This window comes from Nocardiopsis codii, from assembly GCF_036327455.1.
GTDB classification, from domain to species: domain Bacteria; phylum Actinomycetota; class Actinomycetes; order Streptosporangiales; family Streptosporangiaceae; genus Nocardiopsis; species Nocardiopsis codii.
On the sequence record NZ_JAUZMY010000024.1, the window covers coordinates 87,029 to 109,097 of the forward strand.

The window sequence follows — 22,069 nt, forward strand, 5'->3', positions numbered from 1 at the left end:
CCCGACGATGAGACGACCATCCCTCCTGGCAGGCGCGTGCGCGCTCGCCCTCGCCGCCACCGCCTGCGGCGGCGGCACGGGAGAGGAGGCCGACGCCTCCGCGGGCGCCGCCCTGCGCTACGCCGCGGTGGGGGCGCCTGCCGCCACCACCCACGACCCCCACGGACGGGTCGCGAACGAGGCCGACTACCTGCGCTTCGCCATGCTCTACGACGTCCTCACCGTGACCGACGACCAGGGCGCCGTGCAGCCGCGACTGGCCAGTTCGTGGGAGCCGGTCGACGGAGACCTCACCCGGTGGCGCGTCACCCTGCGCGACGACGCCGCCTTCTCCGACGGGGAGCCCGTCACGGCCGACGACGTCCTGTTCTCGCTGCGCCGCATCCAGGGCAAGGGCGCGGAGAACAACGGCCGCCTGTCCATGTTCGACCTGGAGTCCTCCGGTACGACCGGCGGGCACGAGCTGGAGCTCACCACCCGTCAGCCCTACGCCGAGGTCGGCCTCGCCCTGGCCTCGCTCACCTTCGTCGTCCCCGACGGCAGCGAGGACATCACCGAGCCCGTCCCCGGCTCCGGCCCCTTCGTCCCGGACGGGGGCGACGACACCACCTCCGTCCTGAACCGCAACGAGGCCTGGTGGGGGGAGGCGCCCGCGTACGAGACGCTGGAGATCACCGCCATGCCCGACCCGGCGGCGCGTGCCGCGGCCGTCGCCTCCGGGCAGGCCGACGTCGCCGGAAGCGTCGCTCCGGCCACCGCCCAGCAGTACGCCGACGGCGGCGAGGTCGAGGTGGTCACCCGGCCGGGCGGCGTCAACTACCCGCTGGTCATGGACACCGCGACCGAGCCCTTCGACGACCCCCGCGTGCGCGAGGCGGTCAAGCTCGCCCTGGACAGGGAGCGGCTCGTGGAGACCGTCTTCCTGGGCTACGGCGAGCCCGGCGCCGACGTCCTCAGCCCCCTGGAGCCCTTCGCCCCGGACACGGCCCCCGTCGACCGCGACCTGGACCGGGCGCGGGAGCTGCTGGAGGACGCCGGACACGCCGACGGGGTGACGCTCACCCTGCACGCCACCACCTCCTACCCCGGTATGGAGGAGGCCGCGGTGCTGGTCTCCGAGCAGCTCTCCGAGGCCGGGATCGACGTCGGGATCGAGGTCGGGCCGCCCGACACCTACTGGACCGAGGTGTGGAACGTCGAACCCTTCTACCTCAACAGCCTCGGCGGCAACGGCTTCGTGGACTTCTCCCGCATGGCCCTGCTCGCGGACGGACCCATCAACGAGACCGGCTGGAACGACCCCGGGTGGGACGCCGACTTCGCCGAGGCACTGGGCACCGAGGACGAGGCCGGGCGCCACGCCCTCCTGGGCGAGCTCCAGCAGCAGGTCGCCGACGAGGGCGGTTACGTGGTCTGGGGCCTGGGAGACGGCATCGACCTCACCGCACCCGGCGTGAGCGACCTGCCCACCGGGCCCGGCTTCCACCGGCTGCAGATCGAGCGGGCCGGAGTGCCGGGCTGATGGTCCCGAGCGCGTCGGCGCCGACCGGCGCCGCACCGCGGACGCGGGGAACGGGGTCCGCCCTGCTCCTCGCGTCCGCGCGGGCCCTCCTCCTGCTCCTGGCGGTCTCGGTCGCGGTCTTCGCCGCCACCGAGCTGCTGCCCGGTGACGCCGCCCAGTTGCGCGCCGTCCCCGGCGCGGAACAGGCGGAGCTCGACCGGCTCCGCGAGGAACTCGGACTGGACGATCCCGCGTGGCTGCGCTACGCCGCATGGGCCGCCGCACTGGCCACCGGCGACCTCGGCACCTCCCTGGTCAACGGGAGGCCCGTCGCCGACGCGCTCCTCCAACGGCTGCCCGCCACGCTCACGCTCGTCGGGGGCGCGCTCCTGGCGGCCGCCCCGGCCATGCTCGCCCTGGGGTGGTGGGCGGGCGCGGCACGCCGGGGAGGGGGAGCGCCCACCGCCCTCCTCACCGGCGGCGCGGCCCTGCCCTCGGCCGTCGTGGCCGGCGGACTGGCCGCACTGCTCTCGGGCGTCCTGGAGCTGGTCCCGCCGGTGTCGCTGCTGCCTCCGGACAGACCGCCGACGAGCAGCCCCGAGCTCCTGGTCCTGCCGGTCCTGTCCCTGGCACTGCCCACCGCCCTGTTCGGCGCGGGCCTGCTGTCGGGCGCGGTGGCCGACACCCTGCGAAGGCCCCACGTGGCCGATTCCCGGCGCCGGGGCAACCCCGCCTGGAGGGTCGCCGCGGTCGACGTGCTGCCCTTCCTCCTCGCCCCCCTCACGCGCGTCCTCGCCGTCAGCGCGGGCGGACTCGTGGCCGCCGCGACCGTGGTGGAGACCCTCTTCGGCTATCCCGGCCTCGGCTCCCTGCTCGTCTCCTCCCTCGCCTCACGCGACCTGCCCGTGGTCCAGGCCACGGCGGTCCTCGCGGCGGCGATCGTCCTCTCCGGCCTGCTGCTGGCCGACACGGTCGCGACCGTGACCGAACCGGGAAGGAGGGGGCCGTGAGCCGCCCGCTGCTCGCCGTCCTGCTCGTCGCCGTACCGGCCACCGCGCTCCTGGGCCCCTGGCTGGCGCCCCACGACCCCACGACCCCCCTCGGAACCCCCTGGCTGGGCCCCGTGCCGGGCCACCCGCTGGGAACCGACGCACTGGGCCGCGACGTCTGGTCGCGCGTGCTGGCCGGGGGAGGGGAGCTCCTCGCGGTCTCGGTGACGGCCGCCGTGTGCGCCTCGGCCGTCGGCGTCGTCGGCGGACTGGCCGCGGGCTGGGCCGGTGGCCTGGCCGACCGGGCCCTCACCGCTGCGGCCGACCTCATGCTGGCCCTCCCCTCCCTGCTGCTGGCCCTGGTCGCGGCGGTCGCGCTGCCCGGCCGGACGGCCGTCGTGGTCGCCACGGTGTGCGGCGGGGCGCCGCTCACCCTGCGCGTGGTCCGCGACGCCGTCCGCTCGGTCCGCGCCTCGGGATACGTGGAGGCGGCCCTGTGCAGGGGTGAGCGCTCGGCGTCGGTCCTGGTGAGGGAGGTCCTGCCCGCCGTGCGCGGGCTGGTCGCCGCCGACCTGGGCCTGCGCCTGGTGGTGGCGCTCCAGATCGCCTCCGCCCTGGGGGTCCTGGGCTTCGGCGCCTCCCCTCCGGCACCGGACTGGGCCCTGATGCTGCGGGAGAACATGGCCGGAGCGGCGATGAACCCCTGGGCCGTGGCCGCGCCGGCCGCGGCCCTGGGGGCGACCACGGTCGTCCTCGCCCTCTCCGTCCAGCTCTCCTCCCGCCGCGGCGGTGCCCGCCCCCTCCGCCCCGCCCCCGCACGAAGGAAGGAGCCCGCCCGTGGGTGAGTACGAAGGGCTCAGCGCCCGCCGGATCCGGGTCCGCGACCTGTCGGGGCGCACGGTCGTCGGACCGGTCGACCTGTGCGCGGCGGAGGGGCGGGTCCTCGCGGTCATGGGAGGCTCCGGCGGCGGCAAGACGAGCGCCGTGCTGGCCGCCCTCGACGCACTGCCGCCGGGGCTGGTCCGTGCCTCGGGGGAGGTGCGCTGGTACGGGACGCCGATCCCGGCCGGTGGAGCCGCGCGCCGCTGGAGGTCGGCCCACACCGGGATCCTCGGCCAGGACCCGGCCTCGGACCTGCACCCCCTGCGCACGGTGTCCGCCCTGGTGGCGGAGGGGCTCGCGCGCTCCGCCGGGGGTGGTGCACGCGGGCCCGTGCGCCGGGCGCTCGCCGATCTGGGCCTCGACCCGGACGCGGTGGGGCAGCGCCGCCCGCACGAGCTCTCCGGAGGGCAGGCCAAGCGCGTGGCCCTGGCCAGGGCACTGGTCGGCGACCCCTGGCTGCTGGTGCTGGACGAGCCCACGAGCGGGCTCGACCCCGACACGGTGGAACTGGTGGCCGGGGTCCTGGAGCGTCGGCGCGGCCGGCCCGGCAGGGTGACGGTCGTCGTCACGCACGACCGCTCCTTCGCGGAGCGCGTGGCCGACGACCGGGTCGTCCTGGGGAGCACCCCCGCCTCACCGGATCGGGACGCCGGACGAACCGCCCGGGACCCCTCCGGGAACCCCGAGGTGCTCGGCCTCCGCGGTCTCCGGGTGGCCGCGCCCGACGGGCGGGAGCTCGTCGCCGGGGCGGACCTGTCGGTGCGCCGGGGCGAGTGCGTCGCGGTCCTCGGACCCTCCGGAAGCGGCAAGTCCACCCTGCTGCGCACCGTCGCCGGGCTGCACCCGCCCGTCTCGGGGAGCATGGCCCTGGGAGGGGAACAGCTGCCTCCGGGGCTGCGGAACCGGGACCGGCGGCTCCTGCGCGCGGTCCAGTTCGTCGGCCAGGACCCCGTGTGCGCCCTCAACCCCGCCCACCGGGTGGACACGGCCCTCGCCCGTCCCGCCCGCGTGCTCCTGGGGTCGACGCGAGGGCAGGCGCGTGCACGCGTCCCCGGGCTCCTCGCCCGGGTCGGGCTGCCCGAGGACGTCGTGGGCGCGTACCCCGGGCGGCTCTCCGGCGGGCAGAGGCAGAGGGTCGCGATCGCCCGCGCCCTGGCCGCGCACCCCTCGCTCCTGCTGGCGGACGAGGTGACCTCGGCCCTGGACGCGGCGAGCGCGGGCACGGTCCTGGACCTGCTGGACTCCCTGCGGGAGGAGCACGGCCTCGCCGTGCTCATGGTCACCCACGACCGCGACGTCGCCGCCCGGGCCGACCGGGTGCTCGCCCTGGACCCCGGGCGCGGGGAACTGGTGCCCGGCGGACTCACCGTGACCTGAGCGGCTCCACTCCGGCCCCGGCCCGGGCGCCGCCCGGCTCACCCCGTGCCCCGGTGGACGCCGCCGGTGCAGGGCGGTCACACCGGGCGGCACAGCCGCACGCGGGTGTCGGCCGAGTCGGTCCCCTCGCCCTCCGGCGATCGGGGGTCAGCCGTCCTGATCGAGGGTGTGGAGCAGGGCGGTGGCGACAACACGGCGGTCGCTCTCCGGGTGGAGGTCCTGGACGGCCCCGGTGCGCAACGTGGCGGTGAGCCGCTGCCGATGCTCGGGGAGCAGGTCGCCGACCATCTGCCGGGCCAGGAGCATGGCGTGGTACTGCTCGAATGCGCTGCGGGGTTCGGCGATCGCGGACAGCGCGGCGTCGAAGTCGCGCAGGCCGGGGTCGGCCTGCATCAGTCCCAGGGCGGTGACGCGCTCCTCGTCACGGCCCTCCGCCAGCCACCGGCGGACCGCGTCGGGCTCGAACGACCGCGTCGAGGCCAGGTCGCGGGCACGCGCCATGACCCCCTCCAGGGAACGGACGCGTTCGGGGCCCGCGGGCATGGACGCACGCGCCGAGCGGTAGTCGTCGAGGATCGGCCCCGCCACGTCCAGGAGCGTGCGCGCCTCCAGCCGGAGGCGGGCGGCGTCCGCGCCGTCCCCGCGCTCCTCGGCCTGTTCGGCCAGCGTGTAGCGCTCCACGGCCGCGGCGCGGAGCTGGAGGGTGGCGCCGCCGAACTCGAACCGTTCGACGCGGTCGCCCAGCACCGCCAGAGCGAGGGCCACCCCGCTGAAGACCAGCAGCGCCACGGCTCCGCTGCCGTTGTCGGTGGTGAACACCGCCGTCGTCCCGGCGGTGAAAGCGATCCCGCCCAGGGACCACAGGACGACGCGCTGCCATACCCGGAGGAACCCCGGTTCGGGTGAGGACCGCACCCGTGACTCCTTCAGGTGGTGGACGGACAGGGAGAGGCGGGCGGGGGCGGCACAGGGTGAACCCCAGGGGCCGCGCTCGCCAACCTTCCCGTGGTACTCACGGGCCCACCGTATCCGAGGCCGCCGGCGCCCCTCGGCGGTGTGGCAGCCCCGGCCCCGGCGCGGGCGCCGGATGCGGGGCGGACGACGCCGACCGCCGAGGCCTCCCGGAGACGGCGGCCCGCCTCGCGTCCGCCCCTGTCCGCGGGACGGCCCCGGTTCAGGCAGCCTTCCCGCGCCGGGGCCACCACGGCCGCGTCGCCCACACGCCGAGTCCCGTCCCGGCCAGCACCATGGCCGCCGTGAACAGCCACTCGCGCGAACCCTCGGGGCCGTACACCCGTGTGGCCGAGCCGACGTCGAAGGAAGCGGTCCCGGCGCCGACGACGCAGGCCGCCCGGTCGGCGCCGTGCAGGTAGACGTCCCCGCGTTCGGCCCCGCCGTCGTCCGGCCGGTGCGTGCCGTAACAGGTGCAGGACTCGTGCCCCAGGTGGCTGACGCACTCCACCCGGGACGCGGTGAAGGTGCCGGGTTCCCCGTCCGCCGTCGCGGCCCGTGCCACCCGCTCCACGCTGGTGGAACCCAGGTAGACCAGGAACACCGCCAGAAGGAGGACCACCACGTCGAAGGGGCCCGGTCGCGCCCCGCCGGGCCGCGTCAACGGACCGCACCCTCCTCCCGCGCCGTGGCGCAGCCGCACGCCATCGCCGCCGCCTCGTCCGGGCGCGGGTGGGTGTGCAGGTACATCGCGACGACCATCGGTGCGAACACCAGGGCGTTGTACAGCAGGTGGAGCTCCACCCGCGGGACGACGAACTGGATGAGGCTCATCGGCGCGGCCCCTCCGCCGAGGTGCGCACCCGACAGGGCCTGGACCAGCAGGAGGAAGTGTTCCAGGTGGTGCCACACCTGGATCCAGAGGGAGACACGCCACCAGGTGCGGGAACGACCGGTGAACCCCGGCAGGAGCAGGAGCAGGCCGGCGAGCATGAGCAGCGCGTAGCCGTAGTGCATCCACTCGGAGCTGACCAGCCACGGGAAGGGGATGCCCAGTACGCCCCGCGCCTCCGGAACCGGCCAGTCCAGGACGTAGATCTGGGCGGCCTGGGCCAGGTGCTCGGCCCAGTGGGCGACCACGATCACCATGAACACCCACAGTGCGGCCCTGTGGCGGTCACTGTTCACGGTCACCACGCCCCTGCGGTAGCGCGAGGCCGGGTCCAGGTGGGTTGCCATCGAAACTCCTTCGTTGCGTGTGCTCGGCACGGGGCCGCGCGGTGGGGGATGCGGTACGGAGCGGGCGGCCCGAGGGCACGGGGCGCGGTCGGTCGGAGCTCAGGCGGGGGCTTCTCCCGGCGGAGCGGTTCCCTTCGTGCGCCCCGGAGCCCCCGAGCGGACGGTGGAGAGCACGGTCGCGACGAACGCGCGGGTGTCGCACAGGTCCGGCAGGACCGCGTCCGCTCCGGCACGGGTGAGAGCACCGGTGCCGGTGCGGCCGGTCGCCACGGCGAGTACGCGCGCGTGGCCCGCGGCCGCCACCGCCGCGTCCGCCGGCGCGTCCCCGACCAGCAGGGTCTCCTGCGGCGAGAACGCCCGTCCGTCACGGAGCCCGGCCGCGTGCCGCGCCAGCCCGACCACCTCGGCCTTGGTGCGCGCGTGGTCGCCGTAGCCCCCGCACGCCCAGTCCACGTGCCGGTCGAGGCCGAAGGCGGTCAGCTTGGCGCGGGCGACGGAGCGGAGGTTTCCGGTGGCGACCCCCGTCCGGATCCCGGGGAGGGCCGCCACCGCGGACATCGCCTCCCGGGCTCCGGGCAGCACACGGCCCTGCGCGCGCAGGCCGTCCGGATCACCGGTCACCAGTTCTTCGAACCGCTCCAGCGCGCGCCGGACCAGGGAGTCCTCGGGGGCGGCGCCGTTGAGACGCATGGTCTCGGCCATGGTGTGCGGTTCGGTCCTGCCCGCCCCCGACGGTGGCAGCACCGGGTCCGACGTACCCAGTACCTCCGCCGCGACGGCCAGGTACGCGCGCCGGTCGAACAGGGTGGTCGAGACGAGTGTGTGGTCGATGTCCCAGAGGACGAGCAGACGCAAGGAGAGCCCCCATCGCCGCGCGGGCGGATTCCGGCTGTCGGAGGCCGCGTGCCTCAGACGAAGCCCTTCATCTCGTTGGCGGGCGCCCACCCCGAGGCGAGGGCGGCCAGGGCCCCGTCGAAGGCCGCGAGCAGCTCGTCGACGTCGCCGTCGTCGAAGACGAGGGGCGGGATGACCATGAGCGCCGGGACGGCGTTGAGCACGGACACCAGCACCCCCCGCTCCTCCAGCGCCAGGCGCACCTTGTTGACGAACCACGGGTCCTCGGCGGCGGAGCCGGCGAACTCCACCACGTACATCAGCCCGGTGCCCCGGACCGCGGTCACCGCCGGGTGGCGGTCGGCCAGGTCCGACAGGCCCGCCTGGAGCCGGTCCCCCTGGGCGGCCACGTTCGCGAACACCTTGCCGTCCTCCAACGCCCGCAGGACGGCGAGGGCGGCGCTCAGCGCCACGGGGTGTCCGTCATGGGTGGAGCCCGTGGCGAAGAACCTCTCCACCGGTGCGGCCAGCAGCTCGCGGTGGACCTGCTCGCCCAGGCAGACGGCCGACAGTCCCGCGTAACCGCTGGTGATGCCCTTGCCGAGAAGGAGTATGTCCGGGTCCAGCCCCAGTTGGGCGCTGCGGGTGTAGTCGCCGGTCCGCCCCATGCCGGTGGTCACCTCGTCCACGATCAGGTGGATGCCGTGGGTGCGGCAGAACGCCGACAGCTCCCCGGCCTGCTCCCGGGTGAGGACGTGACCGCCCTCGCCGATGACGGGTTCCACGATGATCGCGCTCACCCTGTCCGGGCCGTGGTCCTCCACCCGCTCCAGGGCGCGCGCCACGTCCGCCGGCCCGGCGTCCTCGCCGTGCGGCGCCCGGGTGTGGATGACGTCGGGCAGCAGAGGGCCCGCGTGGTGGTGCAGGTAGGAGAGGCCGGTGATGGCGCTCGCGCCCGGCCCGAAGCCGTGGAAGCCTCCCCAGAGCCCCACCACCGCCGTGCGGTGCGGTTCCCCTCCCAGGAGGCGGAGGTGGCGGGAGAGCAGAACCGCGGTCTCCACGGCCTGTGCGCCGCTGCTCTGGAAACGGACGTGGTCGATCCCTTCCGGCAGGACCCGGACGAGTGCCTCGGCGCAGTCCAGGGCGATCCGCGTCGGGCGGCCGTAACCCCACATGCTGCCGTAGGCCAGGCGGCCGACCTGCTCGCGCATCGCCTCGACCAGACCGGGGTGCCCGTAGCCGAGGGTCACGTTCCAGAAGCCGGACCTGGCGTCGAGGTACCAGCGGCCCCCGGCGTCGCGCACCCGTACCCCGCTGCCCTCCACGATCATCTCGTCGGGCTCCAGGTAGGACAGGTGGGCCTCCATCGACGTGCTGTTCCACAGGGGGAAGGACTCAGGGGAGGTCAACGGCGTCCTCGATTCGCTCGTAGACGGACACGTTGTGGACGCTCTGGGAGGTGAAGGCCGCGCCGTCCCAGCCGCTCCACCGGTGGCGCAGCCGCAGCCCGGCGATCTGGGCCATGAGGTCGAGTTCCGCCGGCCAGGCGTAGCGGACCGGGACGGGGAGCAGGCGCACGGACCCGTTCTCGAAAGAGATCTGCTGCATGAACATGCGCTGCGCCGCCCGGTCGTGCTCCACGACCCACAGGCCGACCCGCTCGGCGCCGACGTGTTCGACGAACACGCCCTGCTGCTCGTCCTCGTCCATACGGGGGACACGGGCGGGCACCTCGACCACGAACACGCCGCCCGGCCGCAGGCGGCGTGCCACGTTGGTGAAGCAGCGCACCTGCTCCGCCTGCGACTCCAGCAGGAACAGGGTGTTGTCCACGCACGTGACCAGGGAGTAATCACCGTCCACGGGGACGTCGGCCAGGTCGCCCTCGATGACGGAGACCCGCTCGGCGCCGGGCTTGCCCGACAGTTGGTCGATCATCTCCCGGGAGGACTCCACCCCGGTGACCTCCAGGCCGGAGGCGGCCAGGGGGACCGCGACCCGGCCCGTGCCCACGCCCAGTTCGAGGACGGGGCCGCCGTCGGCGAGTTTACGGAGGGCGGACAGGCAGTCGGAGTCGCTTTCCTCGCCATACCAGGTATCGAATACGTCGGCTATTCCATCGCCGTAATCGGCCTTTTCGTTCCGGCCGGTCCGCTTATCGCTCATACCGTGACACTAGGGCGGTGGGGGCGGACTCCTCCATAGGGAATAGGTACCACAACCGCTCCGTATCCGGGACCTGTCCCGGAGCGGTCCGACGCGGTGCGGGGGGCGGCCCGGAACCGGGCCGCCCCCCGCCGGGGACCTGTGGGCGTTGAGTCAGCCCAGCAGCTGCACCAGGCTCAACCGGTGGTCCTCGGGGCTCTTGAAGTCGAACCACGCCAGGGCGTCCGGGATCTCCTGGCGCTCGCCGCTCTCGACGTCAACCGAGGTGAGGCGCTTCTTCTCGGAGTCCAGGTCCTCGACACCGAACAGGACCTTGGCCCCGGCCGCCTCGGCCTCCTCGTCCCCCGTGGTGAGGAGCAGGCTCACGCCCTCCCGCAGGTCGAACTCCACGTCGGTGGGGGAGGGCTCCCCGGAGGGGCCGTGGCCCAGCACCTTCGTGTACCACGCGGTCGCCGCCTCCAGGTCCTTGACCGGAAGGTTGATGATGACGAGAGTGGGCTTGAATTCTTCGCTCATGGTCTCCTCATTCCATGTTTATCCTGGGCATGCGGCATCGGAGCCGAACGCCAGGTTATCACCGGGAAGACGTTATCCAATCCGGCATGGAAAAGTCCATCCGGGCTTTCTGGTACCTAGGTGGTACCCATGATCTCTTGTGCCGCGCGGGCCCCGCTTGCTATTGCTCCGTTCATGCCGCTGTCGTGGGGGCTCGTGTGCTCGCCGGCGAAATGGCAGTCGCCTTCCGGAGCTGCTTCGGTTCCCGCCAGGTCGGTGAACTGCCCAGGCCGGTAGAACGCGTACGAACCGAGCGACCAGGGATGGGCGGACCAGTCCCAGGTAACGGCGCGTCCGGTCCACGCGGATGCCACGCCCGGAATCAGGGAATCGAACTCGGACAGGAATTCCGCCGCGATCTCCGCGGGGTCGTCGGAGGGCGCCCTCCCGGTGCGCAGGTTCACCAGCACGGACGGTTCCCCCTCTCCGGGCAGGCCCAGGGTCTCGTCCCAGCACGACTGGAAGCCCCCGTCCGACACGGCCGCCCCGTTGCAGCCGACCGCGGTCCACGGCCGCCCGGAGAACTCCATGTGGGTGCGCACGGCCGAGCCCATGCCCAGCTCGCGGACGGCGCGTGTGCGTTCCGGGCCGAACCCCGCCCGGGACAGGTCCACGCGGGTGCTGAGGACCGGGAAGGGGACGGTCAGGACGGTGCGGTCCGGCCGGACCTCGATGGTCCGGCCGTCTCGGTCCAGGACCAGCACGGTGCGGCCCGCGGAGTCCCTCCTGAGCGCGACCAGCTCGTGGCCGAGCCTGACCGGGGCGGGCAGCCGCTCCGCCAGGAGTTCGGCGACGCGGCCGGTCCCCTCCCGGACGGCGTACCTGGCGTCGGCCGGCCCGAAGAGCCCGAACTCGCCGGGCGGATTGGCGCCCAGCAGGTTGACCAGGTGCAGTGCGCTCAGCTCCGCGGCGTCGGCGCCCAACTCCCAGGTGTAGGCGGTCCTGAGGAGACGGGCCAGGCGTGTGCCGGGCACCGTGCGTTCGAGGTAGTCGTCCACCGACAGGGCGTCCAGTTCCAGGGCGCGGGGGGACATACGGCCGCGGCCCGGCGCGGGGCCCACGGCCCGCCGGTCCGCGCGCACCACCGGGTCCAGTTCGCCGTACTCCGCGACGGCCTCCTCCAGGGGGTAGGGTGCTCCGCCGATTCTCAGCAGCGGGCCGACCCGCCCGTCCTGGGAGGCCTGGAGGTCCACCGCGCCCAGGCCCAGACCGTCCAGGAGCCGCAGCACCCGGGTGTCGCCCGAGTCGATCAGCTGGGCTCCCCGTTCGACCCCCCGGCCCCCGAAGACCTCCGGGACCGTCCAGCACCGGCCGCCCACCCGGCCGGAGGCCTCGTACACGGTCACCTCGTGTCCGGCCCTCGACAGCTCGTCGGCGCAGGTGAGCCCTGCCAGCCCTGCTCCCACAATGGCGATCATCCGTTTTTTATAGCCGTTCCGCGATGGCTGGTGGGCGGTTAATTATGTGGACGGTACCTTTCTGGTACCGCTTGGATTCGATTCGGTACCTCCTTCCTATTGGGTCGTTTTGTGAAGGGCCGTAGATTCGTCGGGTGCGATCCAAAGAGGGGCGGTGGGCATGTACCTGGGCCGGTCGAGAATGAACATCCGATCCGTGTTGGAATTCCCGCTTGAGGAGACGACGTTCGCGTCCCGGGGTTTCCATCCGGGCGAGCCGGAGACGGTGGCCCGGCTGGAGGCCGCCGGTGCGGCCTTCCACCGGGGCTACGGCATGGCGCTCGACGACCCGGACCGGGCCCCGGAGGCACTCCCCGAGCAGAAGGGGCCCACCGCGGGTTTCGTCTACGAGGGAGCGGCCATGGCGCTGTGCCTCATCGACGCCCTCAGCCTCCCGCGCCGCACCGACTTCTCCCGCCTCCTCGACGGACGCGCCCGCCACAGCCCCTACACGGCCCACGTCGGCGCGGGCTGGGCCCTGGCCCGCCTGCCCCGCGTGCTCTGGAGGCCGGTCCTGCGCCAGCTCGACCCGCTCCTGGGCTGGCTCGCCTGGGACGGCTACGGCTTCCACCAGGTGTTCTTCGGCGGTCTCGGGCGCAGGCTCCGCTCTCCGCTCCCCGGCTACGTCCGCCACGCGACCGCCCAAGGGGCGGGCCGAGCCCTGTGGTTCGACCGGTGCGCGGAACCGGAACTGATCGCCCGCGCCGTCGACCGTGCCCCGAAGGACCTCCACGGCGACCTGTGGAGCGGGGTCGCCCTGGCCGCCGCCTTCACCGGGGCCGCGCCCACGCGGGCCCACCGACTTCGCGACGCCGCCGACGGACACGGGCCCGCGCTGGCCCAGGGAGCCGCGTTCGCCGCCAAGGCCCTGGTGACCCTGGGGCCGGTCGCACCCGACTCCGAGTCGGTGGTGCGGTCCCTGACCGGGCTCGGCGCCGTGAGCGCGGCCGAGGTGACCGACGAGGAACTGCTCCGACTCCCGCCGTGGGGCCGCGAGGCGCCTCGGACGGGAACCCCCGCCTACGCGGTGTGGCGCACCCGGGTGGCGGCCCGACTGGCGGAGGGGGTCACCAGTGCCCTCTGAGCAGATCCGGTCCCCGCGCCCGTTCCCCCGCGCGCACGCCGCCAAGGGCGTCGCCCTGCTCCTGGTGGTGGCCGTCCTCCTCGTCGCCCGGGTCCCCGAACCCGGCGCGGACGAGGTGGACTCACTCGCCGCGGGCTTCTCCTTCACGCCCTTGGAACTCGAACCGCCCCCGGGCCTGCCCATGCGCGAGCACCGGGACCTGCACCCCGACTACGAGGGCATCCAGGCGTGGATGTCCAGCGTGGGAGCCGGCATCGCCGTGACCGACCTGGACGGCGACGGGCTCATGAACGACCTGTGCTACGTGGACTCACGCGTGGACCGGGCCGTGGTCGCCCCCGCCCCGACCGGCCCGCCCCGCTACGACACCTTCGCCCTCGACACGGGCGACCTGCCCTACGACGACACCATGGCTCCCATGGGCTGCCTGCCCGTCGACGCCGACGCCGACGGTCGCATGGACCTGCTCGTCTACTACTGGGGCCGGAGCCCCACACTGCACCTGGCGTCGGGGGACGCCCCCGCCGCGGACGCCTACGAGGCCGTCGAACTCCTGGACGAGGGCTTCGAGACCTGGCACTCCAACGCCGCCCTGGCCTCCGACGTGGACGGCGACGGCACGCTCGACCTCGTCATCGGCAACTACTTCCCCGACGACGCGGCGGTCCTGGACACCTCCGGCGGAGGGCGGCCGACGATGCAGCACTCCATGTCACGTGCGGCCAACGCGGGTGAGAACCGCCTGCTGCTCGGCTCCGCCGGTGCCGACGGCCCCCTGTTCACCGACGCCAGCCAGGCACTGGAGGGCAAGGCGTCCGTGGGGTGGACGCTCGCCCTGGGAACGGCCGACCTGGACGGGGACCTGCTCCCCGAACTGTACGTCTCCAACGACTTCGGCCCCGACGTCCTGCTGCGCAACGACTCCACACCGGGCGATCCCGCGTTCACGGAGCTGGGCGGGACCTGGTCACCGACCACAGCGGGTTCGAAGGTCCTGGGCGAGGACTCCTTCAAGGGGATGGGCATCGACTTCGGCGACCTCGACGGTGACGGCAGGCTCGACATGGCCGTCAGCAACATCACCGAGGAGTTCGCCCTCTTCGAGAGCAACTTCATCTGGATGAACACGGCCGACGAAGCCCTGATCGCCGACGGCCGGGCGCCCTTCCGCGACCAGAGCGAGCAGCTCGGCCTCGCCCGCTCCGGCTGGGGATGGGACATCCGCATCACCGACCTCGACAACGACGGTCACAAGGAAGTGGTCCAGGCGACCGGCTTCGTCGCCGGAGAGGTCAACCGGTGGCCGGAGATCCAGGAGGTGGCCCTCGTCAACGACGAGCTCCTCGCCGACCCCCGGGTCTGGCCCGACCTCGGACCCGAGACCGACCTGTCCGGTGACGGAGGCCTGAGCTTCTTCGCCCGCGACCGGGGTGAGGGGCGCTTCGCGGAGATCGGCGACCACGTGGGCGTCGGCCGCAGTACCGTCAGCCGCGGCGTGGCACTGGCCGACACCGACGGCAACGGCGTCCTCGACATCGCCGTCGCCAACCAGTGGGACACCTCCGTGCTCTACCGCAACGACTCGCCCGACCCCGGCGCCTCCATCTCGCTCAACCTCGTGCGGCCCGCCGAGCACGGAACCACGCCGGCCATCGGTACCGGTGTCCGTGTGACCGCACCCGACGGAAGGGTCCACGTCGCCCAGGTGGACGGCGGGAACGGCCACTCCGGCAAGCACGCGCCCGAACTGCTCATCGGCCTCGGCGAAGCCGACGCCGACTCCCCGGTCCCCGTCGAGCTGGCCTGGAGGGACGACCGGGGGCGCGTCCACGAGGCCGAGATCACCCTCACTCCCGGGCGCCACACCGTCGTCCTGACCGACGGCGCGGACATCCCCGGGACCGGCAGCGGGAGCGGATCATGACCGAACTCCGAGTACGAGCGACCGACCGCGGGGACGGCGGCCCCGCCCCGTCGCCGCCGCCGGCACGCGACGTCCGCCTCGTCGCCCTGCGCCGCTTCGCCATCGCCATCACGGTCCTCAACGTCCTCGGATACGCGGTGCTCGGATTCGAGCCGATGGTCGCCATCCCCCTGGCGGCCCTGGCCGCCGCCTACACGATGGAACTGGGGCTGGAGTACCTGGACGCGCGGCTCAACGGCCGCCCGCCCAAGTTCCTCGGCGGCGTGCGGACCCTCGTCGACTTCCTGCTCCCCGCCCATATCACCGCCCTCGCCGTCGGGATGCTCCTGTACTCGGGCGAGCGGATATGGCCGGTCGTCTTCGGCGTCGTCGTCGCCCTGGCCTCCAAGACGGTGCTGCGGGTCGACACCGGCAAGGGCGTCCGCCACTTCCTCAACCCCTCCAACTTCGGCATCGCCGCCACCCTCGTCACGTTCACCTGGGTCGGCATCGCCCCGCCCTACCACTTCACCGAGAACGTGTCCGGTGCCTGGGACTGGATCCTCCCGGCCATCATTCTCACCACCGGCAGCCTGCTCAACTTCAAGCTCACGAAGCGCGGATGGCTGATCGTCGCGTGGCTGGGGGGATTCGCCCTCCAGGGGATCGTGCGGACGGTGGTCTTCGACGCGTCGCTCATCGCCGTCCTGGGACCCGCCACCGGTCTGGCCTTCGTCCTCTTCACCTTCTACATGGTCACCGACCCCGCCACCACGCCCTCGTCCCCCAGGAACCAGGTGTTCTTCGGACTGTCGGTCGCGGCGGTCTACGGGGTGCTCACCGCCGCACACATCGTCTTCGGGCTGTTCTTCGCCCTCGTGGCCGTGTGCGCGGTCCGGGGCCTGTACCTGTACGGACTCTCGAAGTGGGGGAAGGGCCGATGAGCGGCGTCGCGATCGTGGGCATGGCGTGCACCTACGGAGGTGCCGCGACCCCCGCCGAGCTGTGGGAGAACGCCCTCGCCGGGCGGCGCGCCTTCCGGCGCATCCCGGCCGAGCGGCTGAACCTGGCCGACTACCTCGGCGAGGAGGGGGCGGACCCGGACCGGATCTCCGTCACCCACGCCGCCGTCCTGGAGGGGTACGAGTTCGACCGGGCCGCCTTCGGGGTGGCGGGTCCCACCTACCGCGCCACCGACCTCACCCACTGGCTCGCGCTGGACACCGCCTCGCGGGCGCTCGCCGACGCGGGCCTGACCGGAGCCGGAGGCGCCGAGGACACGTCCGTCTTCGTGGGCAACACCCTGACCGGCGAGTTCACCCGGTCCCACGTGCTGCGGACGCGCTGGCCCTACGTCCGCCGTGTCGTCGCCGACCTCCTGGCCGACCGGGGGGTGACCGACCCCGACCTCCTGGACGAGCTCCGCGGACGCTTCCTCGATCCGTTCCCCGAACCGGACGGTGACACGCTCGCGGGCAGCCTGTCCAACACCATCGCGGGGCGCATCTGCTCGCACTTCGGCTTCGGCGGCGGCGGGTACACGGTGGACGGGGCGTGCGCCTCCTCCCTCCTCGCCGTCATCCACGGCTGCCGCGAGATCACCGAGGGGCGGGCCCGCACGGTCGTCGCGGGCGGGGTGGACCTGAGCATCGACCCCTTCGAGCTCGTCGGGTTCTCCCGTGCGGGCGCCCTGGCCCGGGACCGCATGCGCGTCTTCGACCGCGGCTCGGCGGGTTTCCTGCCCGGCGAGGGCTGCGGCATGGTGGTCCTGACACGCCTGGAGGACGCCCAGGCACTGGGACTGCGCCCCTACGCGGTCCTGCGGGGCTGGGGGGTGTCCTCGGACGGAACCGGCGGCATCACCAGGCCCGAGAGCCGCGGCCAGCGGTTGGCCCTGGACCGGGCCTACCACCAGGCCGGCTTCGCCGCGGGGACGGTCTCCTACTTCGAGGCGCACGGAACAGGCACGGTCATCGGCGACCGGGCCGAACTGGAGGCCCTGTCCGGCGCGGTGGGAGAGGTCGGCGACGGCCCCCTCCCCGCGGTGGGCTCGGTCAAGGCGCTGATCGGCCACACCAAGGCCGCCGCGGGCGCGGCCGGGCTCATCAAGGCCGTCATGGCGGTCCACACCCAGGTCCTCCCGCCCACGGCCGGATGCGAGGACCCCATCGAGGAGCTCTCCGGAGACAGCGCCCGCCTGCGCGCGATCCGCGAACCCGAGCCCTGGCCGCGGGAGCGGCCCCTGCGGGCCGGTGTGAGCTCCATGGGCTTCGGCGGCATCAACGCCCACGTCGTGGTCGAAGGGCTGGCGGCGCACCGTCGCACCGGCCTGGACGAGCGCACCACCGCTCTGGGACGCACACCCCAGGAACACGAACTCCTCGTGTTCTCCGCCGACTCCGCCGACGCGCTCAGGGAGCGCATCGAGGCCGCCGCCCGCGCGGCCGACACACTGTCCTACGCCGAGTACACCGACCTGGCCGCCGGACTCGCACGCACACGCGGCGCGGGTGCGCACAGGGCGGCGGTCACCGCCGTCGCGGACGCCGCACTGCCCGACCTCCTGCGCCGGGCCGCCGAGGCCGTCGCGTCCGGTCGCCGGATCCTCGGACCGGACGTGTTCACCGCGCCTCCCGGCCGCACCGGCGCCACGATCGGTCTGCTGGCGTCCGGACAGGCGGCCTCCGCCGGCCGGACCGGAGGCGCCCTGGCACGTCGCCTTCCCGCCGTCGCGTCCCTGTACGACCGCGCCGATCTCCCCGAGGGCGACCCGGTCGCCGACACCTCCGTCGCCCAGCCGCGCATCGTCACCGCGTCCCTGGCCTCGCTCGCGGCCCTGGACGCCCTGGGTATCCGGCCCGACCTGGCCGTCGGCCACAGCCTGGGCGAACTCACCGCCCTGGCCTGGGCAGGCGCCCTGTCCGAGGCCGACCTGGAGGCCGTCGTGCGAGAACGGGGGAGGGCGATGGCGGCCCTCCCGGGAGACCACGGAGCCATGGCGGTCCTGGAGATGCCCGAGGACCGGGCCCTCCCGCTCCTCCCCGAGGGCGTCGGCATCGCCTGCCTCAACGCCCCCGAGTCCACTGTGGTCTCCGGGACCAGCGCAGGGGTCGACCGGGTGGTCACGGAGTCGGGCGGCCTGCGCCTCCCGGTCGCGCACGCCTTCCACTCACCGCTGGTGGCCGGGGCCGCCCCCGAGCTGCGCAAGGCCCTCGACGCCGCCGCCGTGGCCGCGCCGCGCGCACCCGTGTACTCCACCGTCACCGGAGAACTGCTCGACCCCGGGACCGACCTGCGCGAGCACCTGGTCCGCCAGATCACCGCCCCCGTCCGCTTCGACGAGGCCATGACCGCCGCGGCCGGGGCCGACCTGTGGATCGAGGCGGGGCCCGACACGATCCTCACCCACCTGGCCAGGAGGAGGGGGATCCCCGCCTTCGCCGTCGAAGCCGGATCGGACACCGTCAGCGGACTGCTGTGCTGCGCCGCCGCCGCCTGGGCGCTGGGCCGGGACGTGCGCGTCGAGGCGCTGTACGAGCACCGCTTCCTGCGCCCGATCGACCCCGGACGGCCACGGAGCTTCCTCGCCAACCCCTGCGAACAGGCCGCACCCGCCGCCACCCCCGAACCCGAGCGCCGGCCCGCCGCCGCTCGCGACGCCGCCCCCGCGGCCCCGGCGGAGGCGACGCCCACCGACGTGATCCGGGCCGTGGTCGCCGAACGCGCCGAACTCCCCCTCGCCTCGGTCACCGGGGGCACCCGGCTGCGCGCGGACCTGCACCTGAACTCCATCACCGTCGCCCAGCTCATCGCCGAGGCGGCCAGACAACTCGCGCTGCCCGTGCCCGCACGCCTCACAGAGCACTCCGGGGCGACCATCGCGGAGATAGCCGCACTCCTGGCGGCGGGTCCGCGTGCTGGAGAGGAGCCGCGGGAGGCCGACACCGCCGCCGGGGTGGCCCCCTGGGTGCGGGTGTTCACCGTCGACCACGTCGCCGTGCGCGCCGCGCCCGTGGGGGCGGGGCCCGCGCCCGCCGCAGAGGATCACGCGGGCACAGCGCACGTGATCGCTCGCGAGAACGACGCACTCGGCGCGGCCCTGGCCCGACGCGACCTCGGAGAGGACACCCTCGTCCTGAGGCCGGCGCGCGACGACGACCCCCTGGCGTGCCTCGACCTGGTGGCCGACGCGGCCAAGGCCCTGCCCGGCGCCCGCCGCCTCCTCGTGGTCCAGGACGCGGACGGTCCCGCGCACGCCACGGCGGCGGGGTTCGCGCGCAGCGTCCACCTCGAACTCGGCCTGCCGACCGCCGTTGTCACCGTCCCCGCGGACGCCCCCGACGCGGTCGACCTGGTGGCGGGCGAGGCCGCCGCCCTGGTCGAGAACGGCGGATACGCGGAGTGCCGTCACCACCCCGACGGAACCCGCACCGAACCCCGCCTGCGACACCTTCCGCTGCCGGCGCCCCCCGCGGACCACGAGCCGCTCGGGCCGGGCGACGTCCTCCTCGTCACCGGCGGGGGCAAGGGCATCGGCGCCGAGTGCGCGCATGCGCTCGCGGTGCGCACCGGCGCGCGGATCGCCGTCCTCGGACGCTCCGCGCCCGGAGACGACCCCGAACTGGCCCAGAACCTGGCCCGGTTCGACGGGGACGGCGTCGTCTTCACCTACCAGCGAGCCGACGTGCGCGACACCGAGTCGGTACGGCGGGCGGTGGACGCGGCCGTCGGCGAACTCGGGCCCATCACCGGAGTCCTGCACGGCGCCGGCGCCAACGAGCCCACCGCCCTGGCCGACCTGGACCCGGGAACGCTCGAGAACGCGGTCGCCCCGAAGGTCAACGGCGCCCTCCACCTCCTCGACGCCCTCGATCCTGGCCCCCTGCGCCTCTTCGTCTCGTTCGGATCCCTCATCGCCCGCACCGGGCTCCCCGGTGAGGCGCACTACGCCCTGGCCAACGAGTGGCTCGGCGCCCTGACCGAGGAGGTCTCCTCCCGTGTGGAGGACTGCCGCTGCCTCGCGGTGGACTGGTCGGTGTGGGCGGGCGCGGGGATGGGTGAGCGCCTGGGCGCCCTGGACGCGCTGGCCGGACGCGGCATCGACCCCATCCCGCTCGACACCGGCCTCGACCTGCTCCACCGGCTGTTGGCCTCGCCGGACGTCTCGGGCGGCGTCGTGGTGACGGGCCGCTACGGTGACTCCCCCACCCTGCGGTCGGAGGAGGCGGAGCTGCCCATGCTCCGCTTCCTCGAACGCCCCCGCAGGGTCGTCCCGGGGGTCGAGGTCGTCGCGGACACCGTCCTGTGCGCCGACACCGACCCCTACCTGGAGCACCACGAGTTCGAAGGCGACCGGCTCCTGCCCGCGGTGCTGGGCATGGAGGCCATGGCCCAGGTGGCCGCGGTCCTGACAGGGGACGGAGGCCGCCCCCTCCTGGAGGACCTGCGGCTCAGCGCACCGGTGGTCGTCAACCGCGGGGAGCGGGTCACCGTGAGAGCCGCCGCCCTCGCGCTGCCGGACGGCACCGTCCGCACGGTGCTGCGAAGCTCCGCCACCGGTTTCGCCGTGGACCACTTCACGGCGGTCCTCCCTCCCGGGGGCACGCCGGACACCGGGCGCCGGGTCGTGCTCCCGGTGGTCCCGGACGCCCCGGTCCCGGTCCGTCCGGACGAGCACCTGTACGGACGCCTCCTCTTCCAGGACGGACCCCTGCGCCGGGTCCGCGCCTACCAGCGGCTCACCGGGTTCGACTGCGTCGCCGACCTGGCGGGGGACACCGGCGGGGCATGGTTCGCCCAGCACCTCCCCGGGCGCCTGCTCCTGGGCGACCCGGGGCGCAGGGATGCGGCACTCCACGCGCTCCAGGCCTGCCTGCCCGGAGCCCGCCTGCTCCCCGTGGGGGCCGAGCGCGTCACCGTCCTGGACACCGCGTCCGCCCCCGCCGTCCTCCACGCGCGGGAACGCCACGCCGCGGGAGGCAGGCACGTCTTCGACCTGGAGCTGACCGGGGCGGACGACCGCGTCCTGGAACGCTGGGAGGGGCTGGTCCTGAACGTCATGGGCCCCGGGCCGCTCCCCGTCGGCGTCGAACTGCTCGGACCGCACCTGGACCGCAGGATCTCCGAGGTCACCGGAGTGGAGGGGGTGCGGGTGGCCGTCGAGACGGGTGACACCCAGGTGCGCAGGAGGGCCCGTGCCGTCCACCGGCTCCTCGGCACGGGGGTCACCGTGCGGGGCCGCCCGGACGGCCGCCCCGAGCTGTCCACCGACGACCGGGTCTCGGTCACCCACTGCGGTGCCGTGACCATGGTCGCCACCGCCCCCGTCCCGGTCGGGGTGGACCTGGTGTGGATGCCCGACACCGCCGAGGCCCGCGTCCGCTGGGAGGACGTGCTGGGACCCGACGCGCTCTCCCTGCGCGACGCCCTCGCCGACCGTGATCCGGGGCGCGGACCCGAGGTGCACGCGGCCGTGGTCTGGGCGGCCTCGGAGGCGCTGCGCAAGTGCGCCGGCCGCCCCGGAGGCCCGCTGACCCTGCGCGGACTGGACGGACCGTGGATCCTCCTCGGCTGCGGGGACGTCACCGTCGCCGTCCACCACGACGGGGACGACGTCGCCGCCGTCGCGGTCCTGGGAGGCAGCGATGCCTGAGAGCTTCGAGTACCTGCACGTCGTCACCCTCGACGAGACCAACCAGCTGGGCAACGTGTACTTCGCGCACTTCCTCCGCTGGCAGGGGCACTGCCGGGAGCTCTTCCTGCGACGGACCGCTCCCGAGGTCGTCTCCTCGCTCGACCACGAGCACGCCCTCGTCACCGTCCGGGCCGAATGCTCCTACCTGGACGAGCTCTACGCCTTCGACGAGGTCAGCGTGCGGATGCGGGTCAGCGAGGTCGTCCAGAACCGCATGACTCTCTCCTTCGAGTACTGGCGGGCCTCCGGTCGAAGGGACCTGGTGGCCCGTGGAGAGCAGCAGCTCGCCTGGCTGAGGAGGTCGGGGGACGGCTTCGAGCCCGTCCCCGTCCCCGAGGTGCTGCTCCGCGCAATCGACGCCTACCTGACCGAACCGGTCCGGACGGGGTGGCGCGCATGATCCCGACCGGAGTTGACGCTGATTCGTCACTGACGAG

Annotated in this window: 17 protein-coding genes; 9 read left to right on the forward strand and 8 right to left on the reverse strand. The window is 74.1% G+C overall.

The window, feature by feature from the left end:
* Positions 1–7 precede the first annotated feature (7 nt).
* The 4 genes from Q8791_RS22300 to Q8791_RS22315 are packed head-to-tail and all read left to right on the forward strand — an operon-like array spanning position 8 to position 4,749.
* Positions 8–1,522, forward strand: coding sequence for an ABC transporter substrate-binding protein (locus tag Q8791_RS22300; RefSeq protein ID WP_330093713.1), 1,515 nt, complete (start codon positions 8–10; stop codon positions 1,520–1,522).
* Positions 1,522–2,511, forward strand: coding sequence for an ABC transporter permease (locus Q8791_RS22305; protein WP_330093714.1), 990 nt, complete (start codon positions 1,522–1,524; stop codon positions 2,509–2,511). Before Q8791_RS22300 ends, Q8791_RS22305 begins: the two co-directional genes overlap by 1 nt.
* Complete coding sequence (locus Q8791_RS22310) at positions 2,508–3,335, forward strand: ABC transporter permease (protein WP_330093715.1); 828 nt, start codon at positions 2,508–2,510, stop codon at positions 3,333–3,335. Before Q8791_RS22305 ends, Q8791_RS22310 begins: the two co-directional genes overlap by 4 nt.
* Positions 3,328–4,749, forward strand: coding sequence for an ABC transporter ATP-binding protein (locus tag Q8791_RS22315; protein WP_330093716.1), 1,422 nt, complete (start codon positions 3,328–3,330; stop codon positions 4,747–4,749). Before Q8791_RS22310 ends, Q8791_RS22315 begins: the two co-directional genes overlap by 8 nt.
* A gap of 147 nt (positions 4,750–4,896) precedes the next feature.
* On the opposite strand, the gene Q8791_RS22320 is transcribed toward Q8791_RS22315, so the two are convergent.
* From Q8791_RS22320 to Q8791_RS22355, 8 genes are all read right to left on the reverse strand, one after another.
* Positions 4,897–5,664 (reverse strand): hypothetical protein, encoded by a 768-nt coding sequence (locus Q8791_RS22320; protein ID WP_330093717.1) that lies wholly within the window; start codon positions 5,662–5,664, stop codon positions 4,897–4,899.
* Between the two features lie 259 nt (positions 5,665–5,923).
* Positions 5,924–6,364 (reverse strand): hypothetical protein, encoded by a 441-nt coding sequence (locus tag Q8791_RS22325; RefSeq protein ID WP_330093718.1) that lies wholly within the window; start codon positions 6,362–6,364, stop codon positions 5,924–5,926.
* Complete coding sequence (locus Q8791_RS22330) at positions 6,361–6,939, reverse strand: hypothetical protein (protein ID WP_330093719.1); 579 nt, start codon at positions 6,937–6,939, stop codon at positions 6,361–6,363. Before Q8791_RS22330 ends, Q8791_RS22325 begins: the two co-directional genes overlap by 4 nt.
* A 99-nt stretch (positions 6,940–7,038) precedes the next feature.
* On the reverse strand, positions 7,039–7,794 hold the full coding sequence (locus Q8791_RS22335; protein ID WP_330093720.1) for an HAD family hydrolase: 756 nt from the start codon (positions 7,792–7,794) through the stop codon (positions 7,039–7,041).
* A 53-nt stretch (positions 7,795–7,847) separates the two neighbouring features.
* A complete protein-coding gene (locus Q8791_RS22340; RefSeq protein ID WP_330093721.1) occupies positions 7,848–9,182 on the reverse strand; it encodes an aminotransferase family protein in 1,335 nt (444 codons plus the stop codon).
* On the reverse strand, positions 9,169–9,939 hold the full coding sequence (locus Q8791_RS22345) for a class I SAM-dependent DNA methyltransferase (RefSeq protein ID WP_330093722.1): 771 nt from the start codon (positions 9,937–9,939) through the stop codon (positions 9,169–9,171). Before Q8791_RS22345 ends, Q8791_RS22340 begins: the two co-directional genes overlap by 14 nt.
* Positions 9,940–10,092: 153 nt before the next feature.
* A complete protein-coding gene (locus Q8791_RS22350) occupies positions 10,093–10,455 on the reverse strand; it encodes a VOC family protein (RefSeq protein ID WP_330093723.1) in 363 nt (120 codons plus the stop codon).
* Between the two features lie 116 nt (positions 10,456–10,571).
* Entirely contained in the window at positions 10,572–11,912 is a 1,341-nt protein-coding gene (locus Q8791_RS22355) for a flavin monoamine oxidase family protein (RefSeq protein ID WP_330093724.1), read from the reverse strand.
* Positions 11,913–12,108: 196 nt separating this feature from the next.
* Between Q8791_RS22355 and Q8791_RS22360 the strand changes: the two genes are divergently transcribed.
* The 5 genes from Q8791_RS22360 to Q8791_RS22380 are packed head-to-tail and all read left to right on the forward strand — an operon-like array spanning position 12,109 to position 22,032.
* The gene (locus tag Q8791_RS22360; RefSeq protein ID WP_330093725.1) at positions 12,109–13,035 is read left to right on the forward strand and encodes a DUF1702 family protein; all 927 of its coding nucleotides are present in this window, start codon (positions 12,109–12,111) and stop codon (positions 13,033–13,035) included.
* Positions 13,025–14,959, forward strand: coding sequence for an FG-GAP-like repeat-containing protein (locus Q8791_RS22365; RefSeq protein WP_330093726.1), 1,935 nt, complete (start codon positions 13,025–13,027; stop codon positions 14,957–14,959). Before Q8791_RS22360 ends, Q8791_RS22365 begins: the two co-directional genes overlap by 11 nt.
* Complete coding sequence (locus tag Q8791_RS22370) at positions 14,956–15,882, forward strand: enediyne biosynthesis protein UnbU (RefSeq protein ID WP_330093727.1); 927 nt, start codon at positions 14,956–14,958, stop codon at positions 15,880–15,882. The genes Q8791_RS22365 and Q8791_RS22370 overlap by 4 nt, the downstream gene beginning before the upstream one ends.
* Positions 15,879–21,590 carry a type I polyketide synthase gene (locus Q8791_RS22375; RefSeq protein ID WP_330093728.1) on the forward strand — a complete coding sequence of 1,904 codons (5,712 nt, stop codon included), beginning with the start codon at positions 15,879–15,881 and terminating at the stop codon, positions 21,588–21,590. The genes Q8791_RS22370 and Q8791_RS22375 overlap by 4 nt, the downstream gene beginning before the upstream one ends.
* Positions 21,583–22,032 carry an acyl-CoA thioesterase gene (locus tag Q8791_RS22380; RefSeq protein ID WP_330093729.1) on the forward strand — a complete coding sequence of 150 codons (450 nt, stop codon included), beginning with the start codon at positions 21,583–21,585 and terminating at the stop codon, positions 22,030–22,032. Before Q8791_RS22375 ends, Q8791_RS22380 begins: the two co-directional genes overlap by 8 nt.
* Positions 22,033–22,069: the final 37 nt, after the last annotated feature.

What these genes read in the sequence shown, in the direction of transcription:
- Q8791_RS22300 (WP_330093713.1), top strand. Translation starts at nt 8, where the DNA reads ATGAGACGACCATCCCTCCTGGCAGGCGCGTGCGCGCTCGCCCTCGCC.
- Q8791_RS22305 (WP_330093714.1), top strand. Translation starts at nt 1,522, where the DNA reads ATGGTCCCGAGCGCGTCGGCGCCGACCGGCGCCGCACCGCGGACGCGG.
- Q8791_RS22330 (WP_330093719.1), bottom strand. Translation starts at nt 6,939, where the DNA reads ATGGCAACCCACCTGGACCCGGCCTCGCGCTACCGCAGGGGCGTGGTG.
- Q8791_RS22345 (WP_330093722.1), bottom strand. Translation starts at nt 9,939, where the DNA reads ATGAGCGATAAGCGGACCGGCCGGAACGAAAAGGCCGATTACGGCGAT.
- Q8791_RS22350 (WP_330093723.1), bottom strand. Translation starts at nt 10,455, where the DNA reads ATGAGCGAAGAATTCAAGCCCACTCTCGTCATCATCAACCTTCCGGTC.
- Q8791_RS22355 (WP_330093724.1), bottom strand. Translation starts at nt 11,912, where the DNA reads ATGATCGCCATTGTGGGAGCAGGGCTGGCAGGGCTCACCTGCGCCGAC.
- Q8791_RS22370 (WP_330093727.1), top strand. Translation starts at nt 14,956, where the DNA reads ATGACCGAACTCCGAGTACGAGCGACCGACCGCGGGGACGGCGGCCCC.
- Q8791_RS22375 (WP_330093728.1), top strand. Translation starts at nt 15,879, where the DNA reads ATGAGCGGCGTCGCGATCGTGGGCATGGCGTGCACCTACGGAGGTGCC.
- Q8791_RS22380 (WP_330093729.1), top strand. Translation starts at nt 21,583, where the DNA reads ATGCCTGAGAGCTTCGAGTACCTGCACGTCGTCACCCTCGACGAGACC.